We start from the raw sequence: 21,936 nt of genomic DNA on the forward strand, positions 1-21,936 counted from the left end.
GAAAATGAGACGCGCTCGCGCAACGGCTAAATAATCCTACTCGCGATCGCACTTGAGTGGACTTTAGACTGAAGTCCTCCCAGTGCGGATGTACTACACGTAGGCTAAAGACTTATCCCGTAAGGGTTTTAGCTCACAGCAGTTGGCTTATCTGAGTATTGCTGGCTCAGTCAGGCAACCGCCAAGACCAGTTGTGCTCGTCTCACTAAACGATGTGGATTCGTAGTTCTACGTACAATCTCTTCTAATAGGAGCTGCTGTCTATCGGACAGGATAATCGGAGTGGCTTTAGGACTGGGCACGGCACAATTTCTTTGACTCACATCAAGCCTGATCACACAGGCTAGTGTAAAGTTTACCTCTAGTTGCCACCCCACTCTAGACTGGTGGGTTATTTCTGCCGCGCTGCACTAGGAAAACCCATCCCTTTCCGACTCATGTCAAGAAACGCTGTTTCAAGTTTCCTCAACACTTGTTGTAAAACTTGAGCATTTACTGATTTAAGTTCAGGATTGTTTTTCCTTGCCTCAGTTAAAGACTTGGCTTGCAAGTTGTAGTTAGGAAATGGTGCATCAGCCGGTATAATGTATTCAGAGATGACAGAGCAAGCGTTAACTTCAGATTTCCGAGAATTGAGCCAATTTTTACGTTTGCGTAAAGCATAATTCCATGCCTGACGACAAACTTCCAAATAACGCTCAATTGCCGCTACTTGTTCAATTGTCGGCTCAATTTTGTACTCGTAAGTTAATGTCAACACAGGTCTCACCTCCTTTCTACAAAATCATATAATACTTTGTAGAAAAAAACAATGCATCTGTAAATTCAATCGGGTTTGACCGAATTGAATTTACCTTGGGGGAGTCCAATGTACTCCCAACCTACTCCACGCTCTCGCTATCGCGTCCCGCTTTGAAGATACGTTGCGTAGAGGATGGGGTTCTATAGCTCCCCCTCTCCCCCTACGTTTCGATAGCTTTTGAGAACAATTCATTGATGATCTGTCATTTTCTCATAGGTCCTCCTAGTTCGGGTAAGTCTACCCTAGCTACCAAACTGACTCAACTTGAACCCAAAGCTGTGATTGTGTCCACAGACGCGATCCGGGCGCAGCTATTTGGTGATGAGAACATCCAAGGGGATTGGTCGTTGATTGAGGCGCAAGTGTTACAGCAAATTCATCGATCGATTGCCGATGAAAACCCGGTGATTTACGATGCAACCAATGCCAAACCCGAATGGCGGCGATCGCTGTTGCCCAATATATCCGGTGAAACCGTGCGCTGGCTAGCCTGGTATCTCACCACTCCCCTGGAAACCTGCAAAGTTTGGAACCGACAGCGCCAGCGCCAAGTCCCTGATCAGGTGATTGAGGATTTTTATCGCACATTGCGAGATCATCCGCCTCATACCAGCGAGGGATTTTTAGCGGTGAATTCGGTCAATCTAGCGGATACAGAATCGGATATCTGGACCCATGTTCAACCGTTTTGATCACCCAATCAATCTGTAGAGACGTTGCATGCAACGTCTCTACATCTCTATGTAATCTTAAAGATAGGCAGGATTGAAGGGATTCATCGTTTTATGGGGATGACTGACGAACATAAGGCTGACGTGCCATCGACTGATTCTCAGAAGGTGCAGGAACCGAGGGAAGGGACAACCCCAAAATCGGTTGATAACTCCTGGACAAACCGCATGGCTGGACTCTGGAGTACAGCAACTGATCGCTTACAGAAACTCCTTCCCACAGAACAAGTGACACAAACCGTTATTGACTGGTTTAGTGTTAATGAAACTCAAGTCGCTGAGATTTTGGCGTCGGTGCGGAAAGAACTACCCACAACCGAAGCGTTGCTGATTGGCAAACCCCAATCGGGGAAAAGTTCCATAGTGCGGGGATTGACAGGGGTTTCGGCGGAGATTGTGGGTCAGGGATTTCGCCCCCATACACAATATACTGAGCGTTATGCTTATCCGTCCAATGACCTACCGTTGCTGATTTTCACCGATACCGTGGGTTTGGGTGATGTTAACCGAGAAACACCGATCATTATTCAGGAATTGGCGGGTGAATTGCAACAGGATACTCATCGTGCCAGAATCCTGATTTTGACGGTGAAAATTAATGACTTTGCTACGGATACACTGAGACAGGTGGCTGAACAGTTACAAGAGGAATATCCCCAGATTCCCTGTTTGCTGGCTGTCACCTGCTTACATGAACTTTATCCAACTGATATTACTGATCATCCTGCTTATCCGCCGGAGTATGAAGAGGTCAATCGCGCATTTGAGGCGATTCAGGACACCTTTAAGGGACTTTATAATCGGGCGGTGATGATTGATTTTACCTTAGAAGAAGATGAGTATAATCCTGTATTTTATGGCTTAGAGGCGCTCAGCGATGCTTTAGCTGAGTTATTACCAGAAGCAGAATCCAGGGCGATTTCGCAATTATTGGCACAGGGAGACGCCAGTCAGCAATTAGGAAATCTCTACCGGGATGTCGGGCGACGTTATATTTTGTCATTTTCGATTATGGCAGCAACTCTGGCGGCTGTACCGTTACCTTTTGCCACAATGCCCGTTTTAACCGCGCTACAAGTCTCACTGGTTGGGTTGTTGGGGAAATTATATGGACAGACGCTGACGCCTTCTCAAGCTGGGGGAGTCGTGAGTGCGATCGCGGGGGGTTTTGTGGCGCAAGCCGTGGGACGAGAATTAATCAAATTTTTGCCCGGTTTGGGGAGTGCGATCGCGGCGTCTTGGGCGGCGGCTTATACCTGGGCATTAGGTGAGGGGGCTTGTGTTTATTTTGGGGATTTAATGGGCGGGAAAAAACCCGATCCCCAGAAGATTCAATCGGTGATGCAAGAAGCGTTTCAGTCGGCGAAAGAACGATTTAAGGGTATAAAGTAAACCCTAAAACCCGCCCGGAGTTTGAACTCCGGGCTAATAGCCCAAGTCCATCTTAATGGACTAAAATTCTTATTCAGTCGTCTTCAACTTTAGCTTTCAGACTAAATCCGGGTGTCCCTACCCCCGTTATAACCCAGTCCGCGTAGGCGGACTTTGTTTGTGTAGCAGCGATTTCAATCGCCGTGGCAAAAAAAGGGTAACTTAACTTTTCTCAACACCCTCACAGAGTTTGCGATCGCTCTCACTTACATTTGGGTTAGTTTTGAGATAGTCTCGCAGCCAATTACAACCACGTACTATTAAATTATCTAGCGACTCCAACTTCCATAGTTTGGCTCTCCCGTACTTAGTGTGATAATATTTACTTATACTAACGACTGTTTTCTTGATTTTAGGGCTATAACAAGAGCGGTTACTCAATTTGAAGATTTACCCAAATTCTGCGAGCGCTCTTGTTATAGTCCTCTTGGGGGGTCTACTCGGATTAAGATAGGAAAATTATCGTGAATCCCAATAACTCTCTGCTTCAACGCTGGAATTAATCCCGCATTCACTAGGGAACTTTTGCCGACTCCAGATAGCCCATGAATCACGATTAACTTACTATCATTTCTGCCAATTCGCTCCAATAATCGCTCTAAATCTCGCTGACGCCCTGATGCGATAATTTCCGGCGCAACCGTCTCTTGATTATCGGTTTTAGCTGATGCTTCTTGTCGATGGGGTTGGAGTCTTCCCGCACCAATAAAAGCTCGAATACTATATTGTTGTTCAATAGAGAGCCGCAGTTGCTTTGTGGCAAATGCTGCTAAATAATGCTTTTCTTCAAAATAAAGGTCGCGTAATTCTACGAGAATTCGGATATATACTAAAGGATGTCCTCGATCGCCTAAATCTCTGGCTTGCACCAAATGCGCGATCGCGTCGTGTTTATTCCCGATTTGTCGTTCGGCTTGGGCTAAAAATAGCCAGTTTAATCCCTGAACCCATCGCTTCTGTTCCGGGAGTTGCGCTAAAATATTCACAGCTTGTTGTGCAGCTTGGCGACTATCTTCCCAGCGCTGTTGCTGTAAGGCAACTTCGGCTAAAAAGCTATAATCTTGGGCTAATTTATTGGTAATTCCATACCGTTGATGCAAGGATACCGCCTTTCGCGCTATTTCTTCTAATTCATCCCAGGATTGCATCCGTTGCAAGACTCGTTCGAGTTGGGTAATGGATTTTGCCGCTAAATCGGGGCGGTTTTCTTGTTCAAAGATGTCCAAAGTTTGCTGTAAGGGAATCTTGGCGGTTTGCCAATTTACTTCGCGGTGTTTTGTTCGATCAACGGCGTAATAGTGGTAGAGTCCAATGTGAAATAATACTAACCCGATTTTTAATTTGGGGTTAATCGTTTCTCCGGGTTTGGCAATAAGGGTTGGTTGATTTAGATTATCGGTTTGATTGGAACGAGTATCGGTAAAATTGACATCGATAGTTGAAAACTGGGCAGGTTGATTTAGATTATCAGTTTGATTAGAACGAGTATCGGTAAAATTGACATCGACGGCTGGAAAGGGGGCGGGTTTAGTTACGTTATCAGTTTCAGCCGAAGGGTTAGCTGTAAAACCCGCCCCTACGTGGGTTTGTTGTTGCCAAAATTCTAGGCTTTTCTGGAAATAATCTAAGGCTTCTGGACTATCCCCGGCATTTAATCCGCGTAGAAATGCTAAATCTGCCTCAAACTGGGGGGTTAAGTCTAGTTTTCGCTGGGATAATTCTTTTAAGGCTACCTCGAATTCTGAACGAGTTAAGTAATTTAGGTCTAAAATGTTGGCTAATTTATATAAAGATTGAGGAGAATTTACGGCTAAGGCTTTGGCGAATAGAGACTTGACAGCCTGCTGGAGAGCATTAATTAAGTCATCTGTTGGTATCGCAAATGCGGTTGTTGTTGCCCAACTCTCGAAATCGGGTGCAATTCTCAACAGTCGAATATAAACCCGATCATTCATCCATAAGATGAAAGGAAAAGGAAAATTCTTGCGAAACTCTTCCCGCACCTGATTCATCGCCGCGAACATATCATCCACATTGTCTAAAGCGGCAAAACCAGATACCATAAGGGCAGAAGGCATCTCTTGTCCCAGTTGCGATCGCACGGTGCTAAATAGGGTTCTATCTTCTGGCTTCAGGTGAATGACTCGGATGTCAAAGGTGCATTCCTCTTGCAGTTGCTGGATTAGGCGTTGTTGCAAATACCCATAGTTACAACGCGCCAACATCAGGCAAAACTGTCCCTGAGAGGCTTCCATTGCCCAGGCTAATTCATCTAAAGACTCCTGATTGGCTAGAGTAAAATCTTTCAAGTCTTAACTCCTACATTATTTATTTATTGTAGTGAGTTGAGGGAAAAAGAAACAAAAGATATGACAACTTATTCTGATTGAGGCTAACTATCCCTGAATTAGCCGATGTGGACATTATGAATACTCAACTCACAACTTCCGAACTTAATTCATTTGAAAGTATATTACCCCCTGAACACCCAGCCCAGGACGCGATCGCAACCGTTGTGGTATTGTATATTCTCAAGATTGGGCTAAATATTTTCTGCCAATATACAGAACCCCCCGATTCCAAATCATTACCGGGTGAGTAACGTAGGGGCGCACGTCGGTGCGCCCGATTTAATCGTAAAATCTATGCCACCATTTTAGCTGTGTCAGTCCACTAGGCGCGAATTCATCGGATTAGGGCACGGCAATGCCGTACCCCTACGACACCCAGGAGAATTGATAGGGTAGGGGCACGATATCATCGTGCCCTTCTCAATCCGGGAGGCGAGAGAATAGCGCGACATTCTATCAATATCCCCACCTAGGCGCGAATGCATCGGATTTCAGGGTACGGCATTGCCGTACCCCTACCATACCCAGGGATAGTTGACACCAATGGCGCCCCTACGCCCTACATTGGCTGTCATTTCATTTAGGATAGCTATAACTGAGGCTTTTCTGTGGCAGGGATCAGACAATGGTGCGATTAAAAACGTGGCAATGGATCGTATTGGCAATGCCGATCGCGTCCATCATTATATTCTTACTCCTATCGGCAGGTTGGCAAATCCACGAATGGGGGATTAATTGGATCTGGGGTATCTTTATCCTGATCTTCGCGGGTTGGCGTTGGCTGCTGGTGAAATGGACTAGATCAACCGTCGATCAAGTAGAAGCAGCAGTGGCGGAGGTTAGGGATCAACTCGACGCCACCACAGAGGAAACAACCACCTTACCCGCCACCGATGAGGCGACTCAAACCGCCGAAACCGCCCTGGAAACGGTGCTGAAAAAGGCACAGGATGATCCGCCGATGTGGGAAGATTGGCAAAGGTTTTGGCAACGATGTCAGGAACTTGTTATCGCCATCGCCCATATCTATCAGCCAGAGGCGAAATATCCCTTACTAAATATCTACATTCCCCAAGCTTACGGGTTAATTCGAGGAACGGTGGATGACTTAGATCAGTGGATGCAGAAATTATCGCCAGCGCTGAATCAAGTAACCGTGGGACAGGGATTGCAAGCCTATAAAGTGTACCAGAAACTGGAACCCTCCGCCCGGAAACTTTGGCAAGCCTGGAGTTGGGCGCAGTGGGTAATGAATCCAGTGGCGGCGCTAGCAAGACAAGCGAGTCAGCGTTCGAGTAATCAAGCCACTCAGCAACTGTTGGTAAATTTAGGACAGATGCTGCGAGAAGCGGCGCTAAAGAACTTATCTCGACAAGCGATCGCGCTTTATAGTGGAAGTACCCCACCGGGTTCAGCTACCATCTCCCCACCCAAACCCCAACTCCCCCAGGTAAAAACTAAAACCCTGCGGGATATCCTAGAACAAGCCGAACCCGTGGAAGTGGTTGCACAAAAGCCGGTGAGTATATTACTGGTGGGGCGTACTGGATCAGGTAAAAGTAGCCTAATTAATACATTATTCCAGGCAGACCGTGCCGAAGTCGATGTCTTACCCAGCACCGATCGCATCCAGAATTACCACTGGCAAACCCCAACCGGAGAAACCCTGACGCTGTGGGATACGCCGGGATATGAACAAGTCAACCGATCCGATTTACGGGACTTGGTACTCGATTATGCCACGAACGCCGATTTACTGCTACTGGTAACCCCCGCCCTCGATCCGGCGCTACATAGTGATGCGGAGTTTCTCCAGGAAATCGAAGCCGATATTGAAGACTTACCCGCGATTACCATTGTCACCCAAGTCGATCGCCTGCGCCCGATCCGAGAATGGCAACCCCCTTATGATTGGCAATGGGGTGAAGGTACCAAAGAAAAAGCGATTCGGGAAGCGACGGAGTATCGCGCCCAGAGTTTAGGGAAATGGTGCGATCGCGTCTTACCTGTGGTGACGGCTGATTGGAAAACCGGGCGCACCCCTTGGAATATCGAGGCGCTATCGTTAGCATTAGTTGACGCGATCGCACCCGCTAAACAACTGCGTCTAGCCCGCTTTTTGCGAAACCGAGAAGCCCGCCTGGTAGAAGCAGCTAAAATCATTGACCATTATACATTTCAGATGGCAACGACTCAGGGGTTAGCGGCGTTTCTCAAAAGTCCTGTGCTACAGTTTGTATCCACATTGACAACAGGATCTCCCATGTTAGCGTTTGCCCTCGCTGAACAAATTCCCGTCGAACAGTTACCTGTAGTGATTGGTAAATTACAGATGGCGTATGACTTATTCTCCTTGCTAAATGCAGAGGATACCCAGATCAAATTGGACTTGCGATCGCTTTGGTCATTATTATTAGATAATTCCTCTTCTCCCGATCGCAATGCCTGGGCATTTGGTCACGCCTTGGTGGAATATTGGACACAGCATTTAAGTATTGAACAATTACGAGAAAAGTTTAAGTTTTATCTAAACCAACAAGAAAACTCCCAGTAGGTGAACAAGGGCAAAAATGACGGTTCAAGATGATCGTCGAGAAAACGAATTGATTAGTCTATTTCAACTCCAAAAACCTGCCAACGCCACTCGCAGCGGTACAGATGCTGTTCTCTATTTCAATGAACGCTATATCCCCTTTGAATTGAAATCAACGACAAGTTCTTCTGTAACAACTGTTCGTGATTTTGGGTCAACTCATATTCAAAAGTGGCAAGGCAAACACTGGTTATTTGGTTTCTACAATAAAAATGGCACAAAATTAAACTATTGTCTCTATGGTTCTCCCCAAGCCATGGAAAAATGGATTAACGAAAAAGAAGCTTATATCTTACCTGACTATAAACTCGCTCAACTTGCACCTGAATTGCTAACTATTGATGTGCTTTACGAAATTCTGGGAGAAAAGCAGGTTTATACACTGGAAGACGCTCGTCGTCTGCAAAAGAAACAGTACCCAATCCAGCAGTATCGTAACCAGATGGATTTATTTCAGGGCTATTCATCTGAACGAATGCTTTCTATTTTAAAGGATAGATGTCAATATTTAATCGAGAGAGGTTCAACCTTAAATAATCCTCACATTCCGGCGTCTTATTTTCGAGATTGGAAACGGATTACCGAAAATCATGCTCAACGTCTGCGGGAATTGGTAGCGGAAGCACTTCACGATAAAGCTTGAGCAATAGACACAGCAACTTTATACGCCATTGGTGGGGGAACAGCATTACCAATTTGACCAAGGGCTTTATAAACAGCGCCATTAAATGACCAAGATTCAGGAAAGCCTTGCAAAATGGCACAGTCAGGTACAGATAACCTAAAGTGACCATTATCTGGCACAAATAAACGTGCTTGTTCTCGATTTAAAGCGACTCCATTGGGCCAAATTTGCAGTTTTTCCCAAATCTTTTGGGCGGAAACACTACTCAACACGGACGTGGTATGACGGGGACCTGTAAGAGAACTGCGAATAGTAGGAGATAAGGCATCAAATCCGATATCGGGTAATCCTAATGCTTCACGCACCCCCATACAAGGTTGTAAAGTTTCAGACTGCTCTAGAAGCGAAAATAGATCAAGTTGAACAGGTGTTTTAGCATTATCAGTGGACAAATGATTCCAAGCGTGGGTGGGGAGAGGAGACTGATACGTTGTCGCCATTTTTTCCTGACGAAACCCCACAAAAAATACACGTTTTCTCTTTTGGGGAATTCCGAAGGATGGCGCTGAGAGGATAACTCGCATGAGTGTATAGTTTTGACTCAGGGGGCGTTCAATCACCTCTTTTAGATAGGAACTGAATTTTTTGCCCACCAATGCAGTAACATTTTCCGCCACAAACGCAATTGGCTCAATTTCTAATACCGCCCGGATAAATTCTGGAAACATATCACGGCTGTCTTCTTTCCCTTTCTGACGACCGGCTACAGAAAAGGGTTGACAGGGTGGACCACCATGAATAATATCAACCAAGCCTCGATAGTGTCGCCAGTTTACCTGGGTAACATCCCCAGGTTCACCCGCAAACACCTTCCATTCGGGTCGAACGTTACTTAAGGTAACGCCAGACTCAGGTAAAATATCGTAAGATGCAACATGGGTAAATCCAGCGCGATCAAAGCCCAGATCTAGACCGCCACCACCACTGAATAAAGAGAGCGATCGCCAGCCGTTATTTGCTAATTGTGGCATTAGATAGTCAGGATTGAGCCGAGGTACGTTAATCGGATGAATTGGAGTTCGTCCCTCACCCCGAACAGCTTTGGCTTTGGCTCGACTCGACGCCTGAGAACGTTTCCGGTAAACCTCTCGTTCCTCGTCAGTGATGTCCCAACCTTGATGCCAAGATGATGCTGCCATAAATGGGTCTTGAATATCTAGTCAATCGATTATAAACCTTTATTTTCTGAGCAAAAATACCTGCTAAAACAATGAAAGCGGCAATATCATCCAGATTGCTCCTGGTGACAGGTTGGCTAGTTTTACAGGATAAGCGATGGTGCAGGCTCCCTCGCGATTTATCCGAGGGATGAAACTGAGCGATCGCGAAAGTTTTCGGTCTACTGAATGTCAGAATAGTCTGATAAGCTATCTAGGAAGCTGACTTAGGGTCAGCCCTAAAGTTGTCACGGCTCAAAAATCGGGTTGGCATTGAGAGACACCATGGAATGGCACGGAACAGATGCTCAAAGTTTGGCAATTATCGATCGCGAAATTGGCGCTCATACCTTTTCACCCGCCGAGTACGAAATTGTGCGCCGGGTGATTTATGCAACAGCCGACTTTGAGTATCAAAAGCTGATTCGCTTTTCCGAACGTGCCTTACAAGCCGGTGCGGCGGCGCTAGCGGCTCGTACTACGATTGTGGTTGATGTGCCGATGGTACAGGTGGGAATTACGCCTCACATCCAAGAAACCTTTGCCAATCCCGTCTATTGCAGCATGGAAGCCATCACGCGCCCGCAAAAAGAAAAGACGAAGGCGGCTTGGGGAATTCAAACCCTAGCCAGACGCTACCCAGAGGGGATTTTTGTCGTGGGTCAAGCGCAAACGGCGCTCACGGCTTTGGTGGAATTGATTGAGGCTGAGGAAATCCGCCCCGCACTTGTTATTGGTACGCCTTCAGGATTTGTTGAGGTGGATGTTGCTAAATCCCGACTCGAAGATTCCTTAGTGCCTCATATTCGCATAGAAGGGCGCAAAGGTTCATCGGTTGTGGGGGCGGCTATTGTTAATGGACTGGTAGACTTAGCATGGCAGGCGTATGGGCAGGATAGTGCGGGTGTCAGTTGAATTTTGGTGCGCGAGCGTAGGGAAGTTTTGACCCTTCGCGACCCTCGATTGCATGGTGTTGAGTTGTGTGTAGGGGCGGGTTTTACTGCTATCGTTTCTTTCCTTACCCAGATGTAACTCGCACCCGCCCTGACTAATGCAGCCTACTTCCCCAGCTTCCCCGGCTCCCCCAGCTCCTCAACGTCGGCGACGCCGAGTCTTAACCACACGCTTAGCTGGATAATCATCCTCCTCAGCTTGAGTTAACTTGCGACTAACCTGGTTAAACACATCATGCTGTAAGTAAGGATAGTCACTTACCCAGATATTCAAACGAGGAATATAAATATCACTGCTTTTGGTAATACGGGATAAATCAGGCTGATTAGACATCACCACCATCTGGGCAATTTGACCGGGAACAATGCCTTTGTGAGTGCGGCGTAGAGGGACTTGTAGAAGCGTGGTAAATCCAGTCTCGTCACCGACTTCTAGATTAAGGCATCGCTCCCGATTTTCCACAATCACCAACTCACCCCGATTGTTGACATTTTCTTCAGTACCAATCAATTCTTCGGTGACAAATACATCCAATACTCGACCTTGCCAGAAGCCGCTATATTTATAGCGACGTACCTCCAGATTACGCCGACTTGCCCAATAGACAGGACTCCAAAACCAGTACAACCCAGTGATAATAACTAAGAGAAAGCGTAAGGGATCAAACCCCTCACCCAAAAAGAGTCCTAAGAGCAATACGACGACTACAGCGACAACCGAAATCAGCAGTCGCCTTAAAAACTCTGGGAACTTACCCCAGTAGTAAGAATACTGGGGAGCTGTCGCAATCAAGGGAATGATTTGCTCAAAGGTCTGGCGGGTAAGTGGTACTAGCATGGGTTTTAGTCATTAGTCATTGGTCATTGGTCATTGATCATTGGTCATTGGTCATTGAGTCACATTGAAGACTAGGAAAAAACAAAAGACGTAGCGTGCTTCTTTTCGAGAGCAAATATGACAAAGGACGAATGACGAATAACATTACAATATTTTATCTAATCCGTAGATGAGAGATTTGAGCTGAGTTACCTTGCGAATGGCAAGCAAGACTCCTGGCATATAACAAGAGCGATCGCTGGTATCATGACGCAGGGTGTAGATTTGACCAGTAGCACCAAAGATAACTTCTTGGTGAGCGATTAAACCGGGTAAGCGGACACTGTGAATGCGAATGTTGTCATTGGCGACACTACCCCTAGCCCCGGCTAATTTTTCCGTTTCTTCTACAGTAGCTGGATTATAGGTTTTGCCCAATCCGGCTAATTGTTGAGCGGTTTGAATCGCTGTACCGCTTGGGGCGTCAGCTTTTTGATTGTGGTGGAGTTCGATAATTTCAACGTGGTCAAAGTAGTGGGAGGCTTGGATGGCGGCTTGTTGCAATAAGACCATACCAATGGAAAAATTGGGAATAATTAAGGCACCTGTGGTGGCTTTTTCGGCAAACTCACCCAAGTCTTGGATTTGATCACTCGTGAGTCCAGTTGTGCCGACAACCGGACGAACCCCATAAGCAATCGCGGTGCGGACATTCTCATAAACGCTGTCAGGGTGGGTAAAATCCACCATCACCCCCTGCACTTTTTCCTGAGTCGCCATGACTAGGGTTGCTTGCAGGTCGTTCAAAATGGGAATTTCCAATGCACCACAACCCGCGACTTCCCCAACATCTTGACCCATATAGTGCGGGTTGCTATCGACAGCACCAATTAAGGTCATATCTTCGGCTTGACTGATTGCCTTAATCACTTCACGACCCATTTTACCCGCCGCACCGTTGACAACAACGGGGATGGGAGATGCATTTGACATGGTTTTGCTTTATCCTTGAGACTCGTCAAGGGAATTTTAACAGAAAAAAAGTTTAGCATTGCCAAAATAGCGTGATTATGATATTTTATGATAAATAAATACAACTCTTAACTCGCTGCTACCTCAATGTGGTAAACAATTGTACTTATAGAAAAAATAATGACTAACCTAGCCAAGAAATACAACAGCAACTTTTTCGCAGCGCAAAAGGAAGGATCTTATCGAAGTGCGAAAGAGTATTTAGCTTATTTTTTCAGTTTCTATCAACCAAATTCTATTGTGGATTTTGGATGTGGAACAGGAACCTGGCTAACCGCAGCGCATGAACTTGGGGTTAAAGATTTAGTCGGGATTGATGGAGGATGGATTCAAGATAAAAAAATTAATGAAGAAAATATATGTTATAAAATGATAAATCTTGAAAAACCCATTAAACTAGACAGAAAATTTGATCTGGCAATAAGCTTAGAAGTGGCTGAACACCTGAGTGAAATTAGAGCTAAGTCTTTTGTATCTGATATTTGTTCGGCTGCTGATTTAGTCATATTTGGTGCTGCAATAAAATGTCAAGATGGAGTCAACCATATAAATGAACAATGGCAGAGCTATTGGGTAAATATATTCAGGGAACAAAACTATGAATGTATTGATTTTTTTAGAGGCAAGTTTTGGAATGATAAGAATGTAAATAAGGACTATGTTCAAAATACATTTCTTTATATGAAAAGAGGAGATGAAAGAAGCCAGTTATTGTCCACCCAAGAAATTCACCCAATTTATGACGTATGTCATCCTATATTTTTTGAAAGACGTTCAAAATACTGTAGTCTAAGAACCTATATCAGAACTACACCGGAAATTCCTGGTCTAATTGTAAAAGCCGTCTTAAGGAGGCTTATAAATCGCTAACCTCTCCATATCGCTCTATTGATCACTTTTGGAAAAGAACCATCGATGCTGATTTTTGAAAGCCTCTGCTGCAAGCAAAACCCTGATGCAATATCCGAATAAGCTGTTCGGCATTTAAATTGGGATACCTCAATCGCTCAAAGGCAACAGTCAACAGGCAACAGGCAACAGGGAATACACAATTTAAATGCGTTTTAGCTTAGCTCGGGCAATTGAGCGAACGGTGAGTTATGTCCAAGTCCTTATCCATTATCGGCTGGCGGGAACGAGTCGCCTTGCCGGATCTAGGAATTGCCCAGATCAAAGCTAAAATTGACACCGGAGCGCGTTCCTCCGCCTTACACGCTTTTGATGTAGAAACCTTCTCACGGGATGGCAAAACCAGGGTTCGGTTCAAAGTCCATCCCTACCAACGGGATAATCATCGCACTGTCTGTGCCGAAGCTGAACTGATTGACCAGCGACAGGTTCGCAATTCTGGGGGTCACGCCCAGTTACGACCCGTCATCCAAACTATGGTAGAACTAAACGGGGAGCGCTGGTTGATTGAACTCACTCTGACCAACCGAGATGTCATGGGATTCCGGATGCTGTTAGGGCGTCAAGCTATCCGCAAACGTTTTTTAGTCGATGCGGGTCGGTCTTTTGTCCAAAGTTCAACCGGGAAGCGCAAAGTTAAGCAAACGACTCTATAGTTCTGGTATGAAAATAGCTATCTTGTCCCAGGATGCTTCGCTATATTCCACGCGACGCCTCAAGGAAGCGGGGGAAGCGCGGGGTCATGACATGCGGGTGATTAATTACCTGCGCTGTTATATGAATATTACGTCTCATAAGCCAAAGGTTGTGTATCAAGGGCAAGTTTTGGAACAGTTGGATGCGATTATTCCCCGCATCGGTGCGTCTAAGACGTTCTATGGGACGGCTGTGGTGCGCCAATTTGAAGTGATGGGTGTGTTTACGGCGAATGAATCCCAAGCCATTTCTCGTTCCCGCGATAAGTTACGCTGTCTTCAGATTCTCTCCCGTGAAGGTGTGGGACTTCCGGTGACTGGGTTTGCTCACTCCACTCAAGATATTGATGGGTTAATTGACATCGTTGGCGGTGCGCCTCTGGTGATCAAATTGCTCGAAGGGACTCAAGGGATTGGTGTGGTTTTGGCGGAAACTCATCAAGCGGCGAAGTCGGTGATTGAAGCGTTTCGCGGTTTAGATGCCAATATTTTGGTGCAGGAGTTTATTAAAGAAGCTGGGGGTATGGATATTCGCTGCTTTGTGATTGATAACAAAGTTGTGGCGTCGATGAAGCGACAAGGCGCACCCGGCGAATTTCGTTCTAATCTGCATCGGGGCGGTAATGCTGAAAAAATTAAGCTAACTCCAGAGGAACGGAGTACGGCGGTACGGGCGGCGAAAGCGATGGGATTGAGAGTCGCTGGTGTGGATTTGTTGCGCTCTAATCATGGTCCGGTGGTGATGGAAGTTAACTCATCCCCTGGTTTAGAAGGAATTGAAAACGCTACGGGTGTGGATGTGGCGGGGAAAATTATTGAATTTTTGCAAAAAAATGCAGCATCAGGAAAAACGCGCGATCGCATTCAGTATTAATTGGTCATTAAGACGCGCCATGGCACGTCTCTACATTGAACTGTGAATCATGAAACTATAACAATTGGTGGGATTAGTGTTGCACCCGGAGAACGGAAACGCACAGAAATTCCGGTCGCCCGCCTACCGACGCAAACGCTGCTCTCGTTACCGGTTACTGTGATTAATGGCGTTGAGGCTGGACCACGACTGTGGATTAGTGCGGCGATTCATGGCGATGAAATTAATGGGGTGGAAATTATTCGCCAAGTCTTAGAACGGATTAATCCGTCTCAGCTTCAGGGTATCCTGATTGCGGTGCCAATTGTTAATGTTTTTGGCTTTATTGAACAATCGCGTTATTTGCCCGATCGCAGAGATTTAAATCGTTCGTTTCCTGGTTCCTCTCGTGGTTCTTTAGCCTCTCGTTTGGCGGATTTGTTTATGACTGAAGTAGTGAGTCGCTGTACCCATGGGATTGACTTGCACACGGCGGCTCAACATCGCACGAATTTACCGCAAATTCGGGCGAATTTGGATGACCCAGATACTTATTACTGTGCTAAAGCTTTTGCTGCACCCCTGCTGATGCATTCAACAATGCGTGATGGATCTTTGCGCCAAGCGGCGACAAAACGAGGTATCCCGATCCTTGTGTATGAGGGGGGTGAGGCGTTGCGATTTGACCCGGATGCGATCGCAATCGGTGTAGACGGTATCCTACGGATGATGGTGGGGTTAAATATGATTGAGTTGGCGTTTCCTCATTCTTTGCACCCATCATTAGAAGTTAAAGAAACTAAGTGGGTACGAGCGCCCCGTAGTGGGATTTTGCGTCTTAATGTTCGATTAGGTCAGCGAGTTGACAAAAAGCAAGTTTTATGTATTATTTCTGATGCCTTTGGTGAGAATAGCACTAAAGCTTATGCACCCTTTGATGGCTTAGTTATTGGTCACACGCAGAATCCATTGGTGAATCAGGGCGATGGGATTTTGCATTTAGCGGTTTTGAGTGATTAGGGAATAAGTATGACAATAGATAGTAAAAAATTAAACTCATTTAAATTTTTGTTGCTAGAGAAAAAATAAACAAGAACACTAAGATAAAATTCAGTCTGTTTGTGCCAGGAAATTAACCTGATGAAATCTGCTCAGTGGTGCTTAACCGGACTGTTTACTCTCTTAGCTGGAACTCTACGCCTAGTAACGGCTGCTCCAGTTTTGGCTCAATCGATTATCCCCGCCTCAGACGGTACGGGTACAACTGTCACTCAAAATGGCAATCAGTTTGATATTCAAGGTGGCAGTTTGTCAAGTGATGAGACAAATTTATTCCACAGTTTCCAAGAGTTTGGCATTGATTCGGGTCAAATTGCTAATTTTCTGGCAACTCCAAACATGAGAAATATTCTGGGACGAGTGATGGGGGAAAATTCCTCCATTATTAACGGGTTGATTCAGATGACTGGGGGAACGGCAAACTTATATTTAATGAATCCGGCGGGAATTGTTTTTGGGTCTGATGCTCAACTCAATGTTCCGGCTGACTTTACGGCAACGACGGCGACAGGAATTGGGTTTGGGAATAACTGGTTTAATGCATTTAGTAACAATAATTATCAGCAGTTTGTCGGAGACCCCAGTCAATTTGCCTTTGACTTATCCCAAGGGGGAATAATTATTAATGGGGGTGAATTGGCGGTTGAACCCGGACGGGATTTAGCGCTACTGGGTGGACAAGTTGTGAATACGGGAGAGCTGACAGCATCCGGGGGAACGATTACAATCGCGGCGGTGCCGAATTCTCGTTTGGTGAAAATCTCCCAACCGGGACAAGTGTTAAGTTTCGAGGTAGAGTTACCGAGGAATAATCAGGGGTTAGCGTTACCCAAGAATCCTCTGGATTTAGCGGCGTTGTTAACGGGTTCAGGCAATAGGGTGGAAACTGGGGTAGAGGTAACCCCATCGGGAGAGATACAGACGGATTCTGGGGGGATTATACCAAGTCAGGTTGGGGTTGCGATCGCGTCAGGAAAAGTTGAGTCAGGTACAGGTCATATTTCGATCTTGGGAATTGGCGGAACCGAAGAGAATACTACCTCAAATATTCCTGGTATCCAAATTAGTCAGGGAAGCCGTGTCGAAGCGATTGGACAAGGAATAATTACTTTAAACGGTACAGGAGGAAGCGGCGGAAATTTCAGCGAAGATAATAATCGAGGTAATCGGGGAATCTCGATTGAAAACGCTACAGTATCTTCCCAAGATGGCACTATTCATCTCATCGGTACTGGGGGTTCTGGAGACAATGGTTTACATTATGGGGTTTCTATTGGTGGTCAGGGGGGAAGTGTCCAGTCAACAGGAACAGGAATGATTATTGTTGAGGGAACTGGAGGGAATGGAGGAGACGGAACGTTACATGGTAGTCAAGGGATAAAACTTGATTTAGGTGGTTTAGTTAGTAGCAAAGATGGGGATATTCAGTTTGTTGGTGAGGCGGGAACTGGACCGGATCAATTTAACCATGGGGTTGAACTGTTTCGCGGTTCTACTGTTGAGGTGACAGGAACTGGAACTATTACGATTGAGGGAATTGCTGGCGCGGGAATAACAGAAAATCATGGGATTAGAGTTCAGGAATTTAGTGAAGATAATCCCTCTCGGATTACGGCGAAGGATGGCGCGATTACTTTAACTGGTGTGGGGAATGGAACAGGAGACAGTAACTATGGCATTGATTTAAGAGGGGGTGGTGTGGAGACAACCGCCGACGGAACTCTAACCCTGGAGGGAATCGGTGCTAATGGTGCAGCCGGGATTAATGTGCAAGATGGTTTTATTCAAGCCAGAGGAACGGGAGAGAGTACAACAACCTTGATTGCGGATCAGATTCGGGTAGTGGATACTCCAAATATCCCGCAAACGCCACAAGTTCAAGGGACAGGAACGGTGGTGTTATCCCCCCTTGACCCGACTGTAAATATAACCATTGGAGATACAACCAATAGTAATAGGAATACCTGGAATCTGGATAGCGATAAACTGAATTTCTTCCAAGAGGGATTTGAGCAACTTGTGATTGGTGGGGAAGATAATCAGGGTACAATTACATTGACAGATGATATCACGTTTAAAGTCCCCGTAATTTTGCGATCGCTAGTTGGTTCAGGGGCAATTGATACTACAGGTTTTACCCTGACTGGCACTCAGGATGCCACGATTACGCTACAAGCTAATCAAAGTGTCACCACGGGTACTATTATCAATCCAGGTCGTGGGATTACCCTAACAAGTAAGGGTTCGATTAATACCCGTGCTGGAATCCTTGATAGTCATGATCAAACCAGCAATGGGGGAGCGATTACTCTAACTGCTGTTCGGGATATTACCACAGGCAATATTGACACCAGTTCCGGTGGAAATGGTCAAGGTGCAACCATCACTTTAACCAGCCGTGATGGAGAAATTATCACGAATGATCTCAACAGTTCTGGATTCAGTGGCGGTGATATTTTAATTAACGCAGCGACGGCAATTACAACGGGAAAAATCACTAGCAGTGGTACTATCAGCGATGGTGGTAATGTTACTTTAGACCCCATTGGTGATATCCAAGTTACCTTTATCAACGCTCAAGGGGGAAATAATGGTCAAGGGGGTAAAGTTGATAGTACTGCTGGTCAATTTTTCCGCGCCACGGGAACATTTATTGACCGGGATGGGATTAACGCTAGCATCTCTACGGCTGGGGGATTGGGTGGAAATTCTATCACGCTCAGACATGGTGGAGATGGTGTCACTCCCTTTATCGTGGGTGATGGGACAACCAATGGAACCAGGGGAACGATTACCAGTGGCGATTTCACTATTTCCCCAACTCAATCCTTTCTGTTTACTCAGAAGGTAGGTAATATTCAGATTATCAGCGTTGATTCCCCACCGATTTCAACGCCTCAACCGATTCCGAATACAGATGAAACGAATCCTCCTATCAATCCTGTTAATTTACTTAAACCTGTCACTGAAACCCCTTTCTACACCGACGAAGACGAACTCGGCAAACTTCCCCTAGTTGAAGTTGATACCCAAGTTGCCAAATGGGAAGAATCATTAACTCGCGACTATGAAACCTATTTGGAACTCAAGGATATTTCCATTCTGACTCTCGCAGATGCCCGGGAAACTCTACATCGTATCGAACAAGCCACAGGGGCTAAACCTGCGCTTATCTACGCCATTTTTGTACCCACTACAATTGCCAGTCAAGATAGTCAATCCTCAACTGATGCATCTCCCTCACGAAATAATGACCAATTAGAAGTTATCCTCGTTACTGCGAATGGGCAACTCATACGCCGCACTATACCCGGTGCAACCCGCGAAAAAGTAATGGATACCGCCAACGAATTACGTCGCGCCGTTACCGATACTCACATCCCTCGTCCCTATGAAAGTTATGCCCAACAGCTTTATCAGTGGTTAATTGCCCCCTTAGAAACAGAATTAAAGACGCAAGAAATTAATAATCTCGCCTTCATTATGGATCAGGGATTGCGTTCCCTACCCCTGGCGGTTTTGCATGATGGGGAAAAATTTATAATTGAACAATATAGTATCGGTTTCATGCCCAGTCTTTCTCTCACCGATACCCGCTATCGAGATGTGAGAAATTTGCAGGTTTTAGCCATGGGTGCGTCCCAATTTACGGATCAAAACCCATTGCCGGCTGTACCTACTGAATTATCCGCGATCGCGACTCAATTATGGCAGGGTGAATCGTTCCTCAATGAAACCTTTACCGCCGCCAATTTGAAAACAGCGCGGGCATCCCATCCCTTTGGTATCATCCATTTAGCTACCCATGGCGAATTTAAACCCGGTAAGCCGAATTCTTCCTATATTCAGTTTTGGGATAGTAAACTTAAACTGAGTGATATCCGCCAGTTGGGATTACATGACCCCACCGTTGAACTGATGGTATTAAGTGCCTGTCGGACGGCTTTAGGGGATGAAGAGGCGGAGTTAGGATTTACAGGGTTAGCGGTACAAGCTGGGGTTAAATCCGCCCTGGGAAGTTTATGGTATGTCAGTGATGAAGGTACATTAGGGTTAATGATTAACTTCTATGAACAATTACAGCAAGCGTCTCTGAAATCAGAAGCATTGCGACAGGCACAATTAGCCATGACTCGGGGACAAGTGCGATTGGAAGGGGGTTACTTGATCACACCAACTCGTCGCATTGCCTTACCGCCAGAATTAGCTAATTTGCCAGATAAGGAATTAACTCATCCGTATTATTGGAGTGCTTTTACCTTAGTGGGAAGTCCATGGTAATAAAGTTTTGAGTTTTGACCCTTCACTTCAGAAAAAGGGCATTTTTGTAGGGGCGGGTTTCACTACTATCGTTTCTTCCTTTACCCAGATATAACTAAACCCGCCCTGACTGAGGAATGCGATCGCCTATCTTGTAAGTTGGATTCCGTTCCTGGTATCATTGGCTTATTTGCCAAAGTCTTTAGCCGTCAGGGAAAGTCCAGGACTCAAATCATTAAACAACTTAGCTAGAGACTCAGCTTGAAATTTGCTAATTCCCCTTTCACCATTAACAATCTCCCTGACAAGCTCAAGAGAACCAAAAATCTCCACCAAAGTAGCAGGTTGCACATCAAACTCGTGCATTAGGGACTCCATTGTAGCGACAAGAGTAGACTTACCCATCGGATAATGTTGAGCCTCGTAAGTCTCAATCAGAAAAACTAACAAATCAAAAAGCATCGTTTCCGCTTCCGTCAACTCACCCGACATCATCCCCTCTACTACACTCAAGGCTCTCTGATACTCCGCCTCTGTGTTAATGAGCTTAGGCTGATACTGAATTAGTAAGTCAGCATAGGTTTTTTCACTAGAAGTAGGGATCATTTTTCCACCTTTCCTTATCGTATTCAGCATGAGTCATAATATATTTAATAAAAATTGTCTGCCTGGAATATTTAATATCCACAATCAACCGATAGTTATTACCTTTGATGTTGAACACAGTAAAATTACCAACCGCTTCTGCCTTGGGATACTTTTTCTGAACATCTAATAAATTCGACCACTTCGCTTTAGATGCAAAGTTATACCAGTCATTGAGAGCATCTTCAGAATCAGCGTGTTCTACCCAGAATTCCCGTAATTTGACTTTACTGATTACATGCATCCCTTCTTTTCTCTGTAGCCTGTATCCGGTGCCAGTTTTAAACAGAACCGAAACCCTATCTACAGGCGCACATATTTTTCCATTTTAAAAGTATACAAAAAAAATAGTGTGATCGCTCTTATCCTAATCAGAAGGCGCATAATACCCCGATGTTATTGTCTTGGTACACATCGATAGGGCGCAGGTCGTGTGCGCCCCGATAGATTGAAGTAAGAGTAGCCAACTAATCCTCTGGATTGGTAATCAACCTAGCGCCACGGTTACGGGTGAAATACCCCCATGCCCATTGCACCATGACGATAATTTTATTATCAAATTCAATCAGGAAAAAGATATGAACAAAAATCCAGGCTAACCACGCCAAAAATCCGGAAAATTGTATAAAACCTAGATTCACCACAGCCGCATTGCGTCCAATCACGGCTAAATTGCCGTAGTCTGTATAATGAAACGGGGGTAATGCTTCTCCTTTGAGGCGTTTCTGAATTAAAGAAGCCACATATTGTCCCTCTTGCATGGCAACGGGGGCGACACCGGGTAAGGGTTTGCCATCGTCGTATTGGTGGGGGAAATTGGCTAATTGACACTCCCCGCCCTATAAGTGCGGGGATTCTTAGTTCCGCGACACACCTTACAATTATCTATCCTTGCGGCAATACTTAAACCAAACACCCGTAGAAAACTACCAAGTATTGAGCCTAATTTAGATAACTCCAGAG

The 21,936-nt window shown here is 45.5% G+C and carries 18 protein-coding genes and 1 pseudogene; 11 read left to right on the forward strand and 8 right to left on the reverse strand.

Going from position 1 to position 21,936, the window contains the following annotated elements:
* Window positions 1–391: 391 nt before the first annotated feature.
* Window positions 392–760, reverse strand: coding sequence for a helix-turn-helix domain-containing protein (locus RID09_RS31905; RefSeq protein WP_446340015.1), 369 nt, complete (start codon window positions 758–760; stop codon window positions 392–394).
* A gap of 236 nt (window positions 761–996) precedes the next feature.
* On the opposite strand from RID09_RS31905, the gene RID09_RS31910 reads away from it, so the two are divergent.
* Both RID09_RS31910 and RID09_RS31915 read left to right on the forward strand, forming a co-directional pair.
* Window positions 997–1,494, forward strand: a complete 498-nt coding sequence (locus tag RID09_RS31910) for an AAA family ATPase (protein ID WP_446340044.1) — start codon at window positions 997–999, stop codon at window positions 1,492–1,494.
* A gap of 99 nt (window positions 1,495–1,593) precedes the next feature.
* A complete protein-coding gene (locus RID09_RS31915; protein WP_446340046.1) occupies window positions 1,594–2,925 on the forward strand; it encodes a GTPase family protein in 1,332 nt (443 codons plus the stop codon).
* A gap of 455 nt (window positions 2,926–3,380) precedes the next feature.
* Here RID09_RS31915 and RID09_RS31920 read toward each other — a convergent pair whose 3' ends face one another.
* Complete coding sequence (locus RID09_RS31920; protein ID WP_446340017.1) at window positions 3,381–5,273, reverse strand: nSTAND1 domain-containing NTPase; 1,893 nt, start codon at window positions 5,271–5,273, stop codon at window positions 3,381–3,383.
* Between the two features lie 116 nt (window positions 5,274–5,389).
* Here RID09_RS31920 and RID09_RS31925 point away from each other — a divergent pair, with 116 nt between their 5' ends.
* The 3 genes from RID09_RS31925 (at window position 5,390) to RID09_RS31935 (ending at window position 8,551) form a co-directional block, all read left to right on the forward strand.
* Entirely contained in the window at window positions 5,390–5,566 is a 177-nt protein-coding gene (locus tag RID09_RS31925; RefSeq protein ID WP_446340048.1) for a hypothetical protein, read from the forward strand.
* Between the two features lie 374 nt (window positions 5,567–5,940).
* Entirely contained in the window at window positions 5,941–7,869 is a 1,929-nt protein-coding gene (locus tag RID09_RS31930; RefSeq protein WP_446340019.1) for a GTPase family protein, read from the forward strand.
* A gap of 16 nt (window positions 7,870–7,885) precedes the next feature.
* Window positions 7,886–8,551, forward strand: a complete 666-nt coding sequence (locus RID09_RS31935) for a hypothetical protein (RefSeq protein ID WP_446340021.1) — start codon at window positions 7,886–7,888, stop codon at window positions 8,549–8,551.
* On the opposite strand, the gene RID09_RS31940 is transcribed toward RID09_RS31935, so the two are convergent.
* Window positions 8,536–9,732 (reverse strand): DNA cytosine methyltransferase, encoded by a 1,197-nt coding sequence (locus RID09_RS31940; RefSeq protein ID WP_446340023.1) that lies wholly within the window; start codon window positions 9,730–9,732, stop codon window positions 8,536–8,538. The genes RID09_RS31935 and RID09_RS31940 overlap by 16 nt on opposite strands.
* A gap of 303 nt (window positions 9,733–10,035) precedes the next feature.
* On the opposite strand from RID09_RS31940, the gene RID09_RS31945 reads away from it, so the two are divergent.
* Window positions 10,036–10,665 (forward strand): precorrin-8X methylmutase, encoded by a 630-nt coding sequence (locus RID09_RS31945; protein ID WP_446340025.1) that lies wholly within the window; start codon window positions 10,036–10,038, stop codon window positions 10,663–10,665.
* A 177-nt stretch (window positions 10,666–10,842) separates the two neighbouring features.
* Here RID09_RS31945 and RID09_RS31950 read toward each other — a convergent pair whose 3' ends face one another.
* A complete protein-coding gene (locus tag RID09_RS31950; protein ID WP_446340027.1) occupies window positions 10,843–11,541 on the reverse strand; it encodes a phosphate ABC transporter permease in 699 nt (232 codons plus the stop codon).
* A 144-nt stretch (window positions 11,542–11,685) separates the two neighbouring features.
* Entirely contained in the window at window positions 11,686–12,513 is an 828-nt protein-coding gene (dapB, locus tag RID09_RS31955; RefSeq protein ID WP_446340029.1) for a 4-hydroxy-tetrahydrodipicolinate reductase, read from the reverse strand.
* A 159-nt stretch (window positions 12,514–12,672) separates the two neighbouring features.
* Between dapB and RID09_RS31960 the strand changes: the two genes are divergently transcribed.
* From RID09_RS31960 to RID09_RS31980, 5 genes are all read left to right on the forward strand, one after another.
* Entirely contained in the window at window positions 12,673–13,422 is a 750-nt protein-coding gene (locus RID09_RS31960; protein WP_446340030.1) for a class I SAM-dependent methyltransferase, read from the forward strand.
* A 230-nt stretch (window positions 13,423–13,652) separates the two neighbouring features.
* Window positions 13,653–14,117, forward strand: coding sequence for an ATP-dependent zinc protease family protein (locus RID09_RS31965; protein WP_446340032.1), 465 nt, complete (start codon window positions 13,653–13,655; stop codon window positions 14,115–14,117).
* Window positions 14,118–14,124: 7 nt separating this feature from the next.
* Window positions 14,125–15,030 (forward strand): 30S ribosomal protein S6--L-glutamate ligase, encoded by a 906-nt coding sequence (gene rimK / locus RID09_RS31970; RefSeq protein ID WP_446340034.1) that lies wholly within the window; start codon window positions 14,125–14,127, stop codon window positions 15,028–15,030.
* A gap of 42 nt (window positions 15,031–15,072) precedes the next feature.
* Entirely contained in the window at window positions 15,073–16,029 is a 957-nt protein-coding gene (locus RID09_RS31975) for a succinylglutamate desuccinylase/aspartoacylase family protein (RefSeq protein WP_446340036.1), read from the forward strand.
* Window positions 16,030–16,149: 120 nt separating this feature from the next.
* Window positions 16,150–20,349 (forward strand): CHAT domain-containing protein, encoded by a 4,200-nt coding sequence (locus tag RID09_RS31980; protein WP_446340038.1) that lies wholly within the window; start codon window positions 16,150–16,152, stop codon window positions 20,347–20,349.
* Between the two features lie 165 nt (window positions 20,350–20,514).
* Here the strand turns inward: RID09_RS31980 and RID09_RS31985 are convergent, their stop codons facing one another.
* From RID09_RS31985 to RID09_RS31995, 3 genes and pseudogenes are all read right to left on the reverse strand, one after another.
* On the reverse strand, window positions 20,515–20,934 hold the full coding sequence (locus tag RID09_RS31985; RefSeq protein WP_446340040.1) for a helix-turn-helix domain-containing protein: 420 nt from the start codon (window positions 20,932–20,934) through the stop codon (window positions 20,515–20,517).
* A complete protein-coding gene (locus tag RID09_RS31990) occupies window positions 20,918–21,217 on the reverse strand; it encodes a type II toxin-antitoxin system HigB family toxin (protein WP_446340042.1) in 300 nt (99 codons plus the stop codon). The genes RID09_RS31985 and RID09_RS31990 overlap by 17 nt, the downstream gene beginning before the upstream one ends.
* Before the next feature lie 223 nt (window positions 21,218–21,440).
* A pseudogene (locus RID09_RS31995) lies at window positions 21,441–21,797 on the reverse strand (NAD(P)/FAD-dependent oxidoreductase); the annotation flags it as partial.
* Between the last annotated feature and the right edge of the window lie 139 nt (window positions 21,798–21,936).

This window comes from Coleofasciculus sp. G1-WW12-02, assembly GCF_040219735.1.
In the GTDB taxonomy this organism is placed as follows: Bacteria; Cyanobacteriota; Cyanobacteriia; order Cyanobacteriales; family Coleofasciculaceae; genus Coleofasciculus.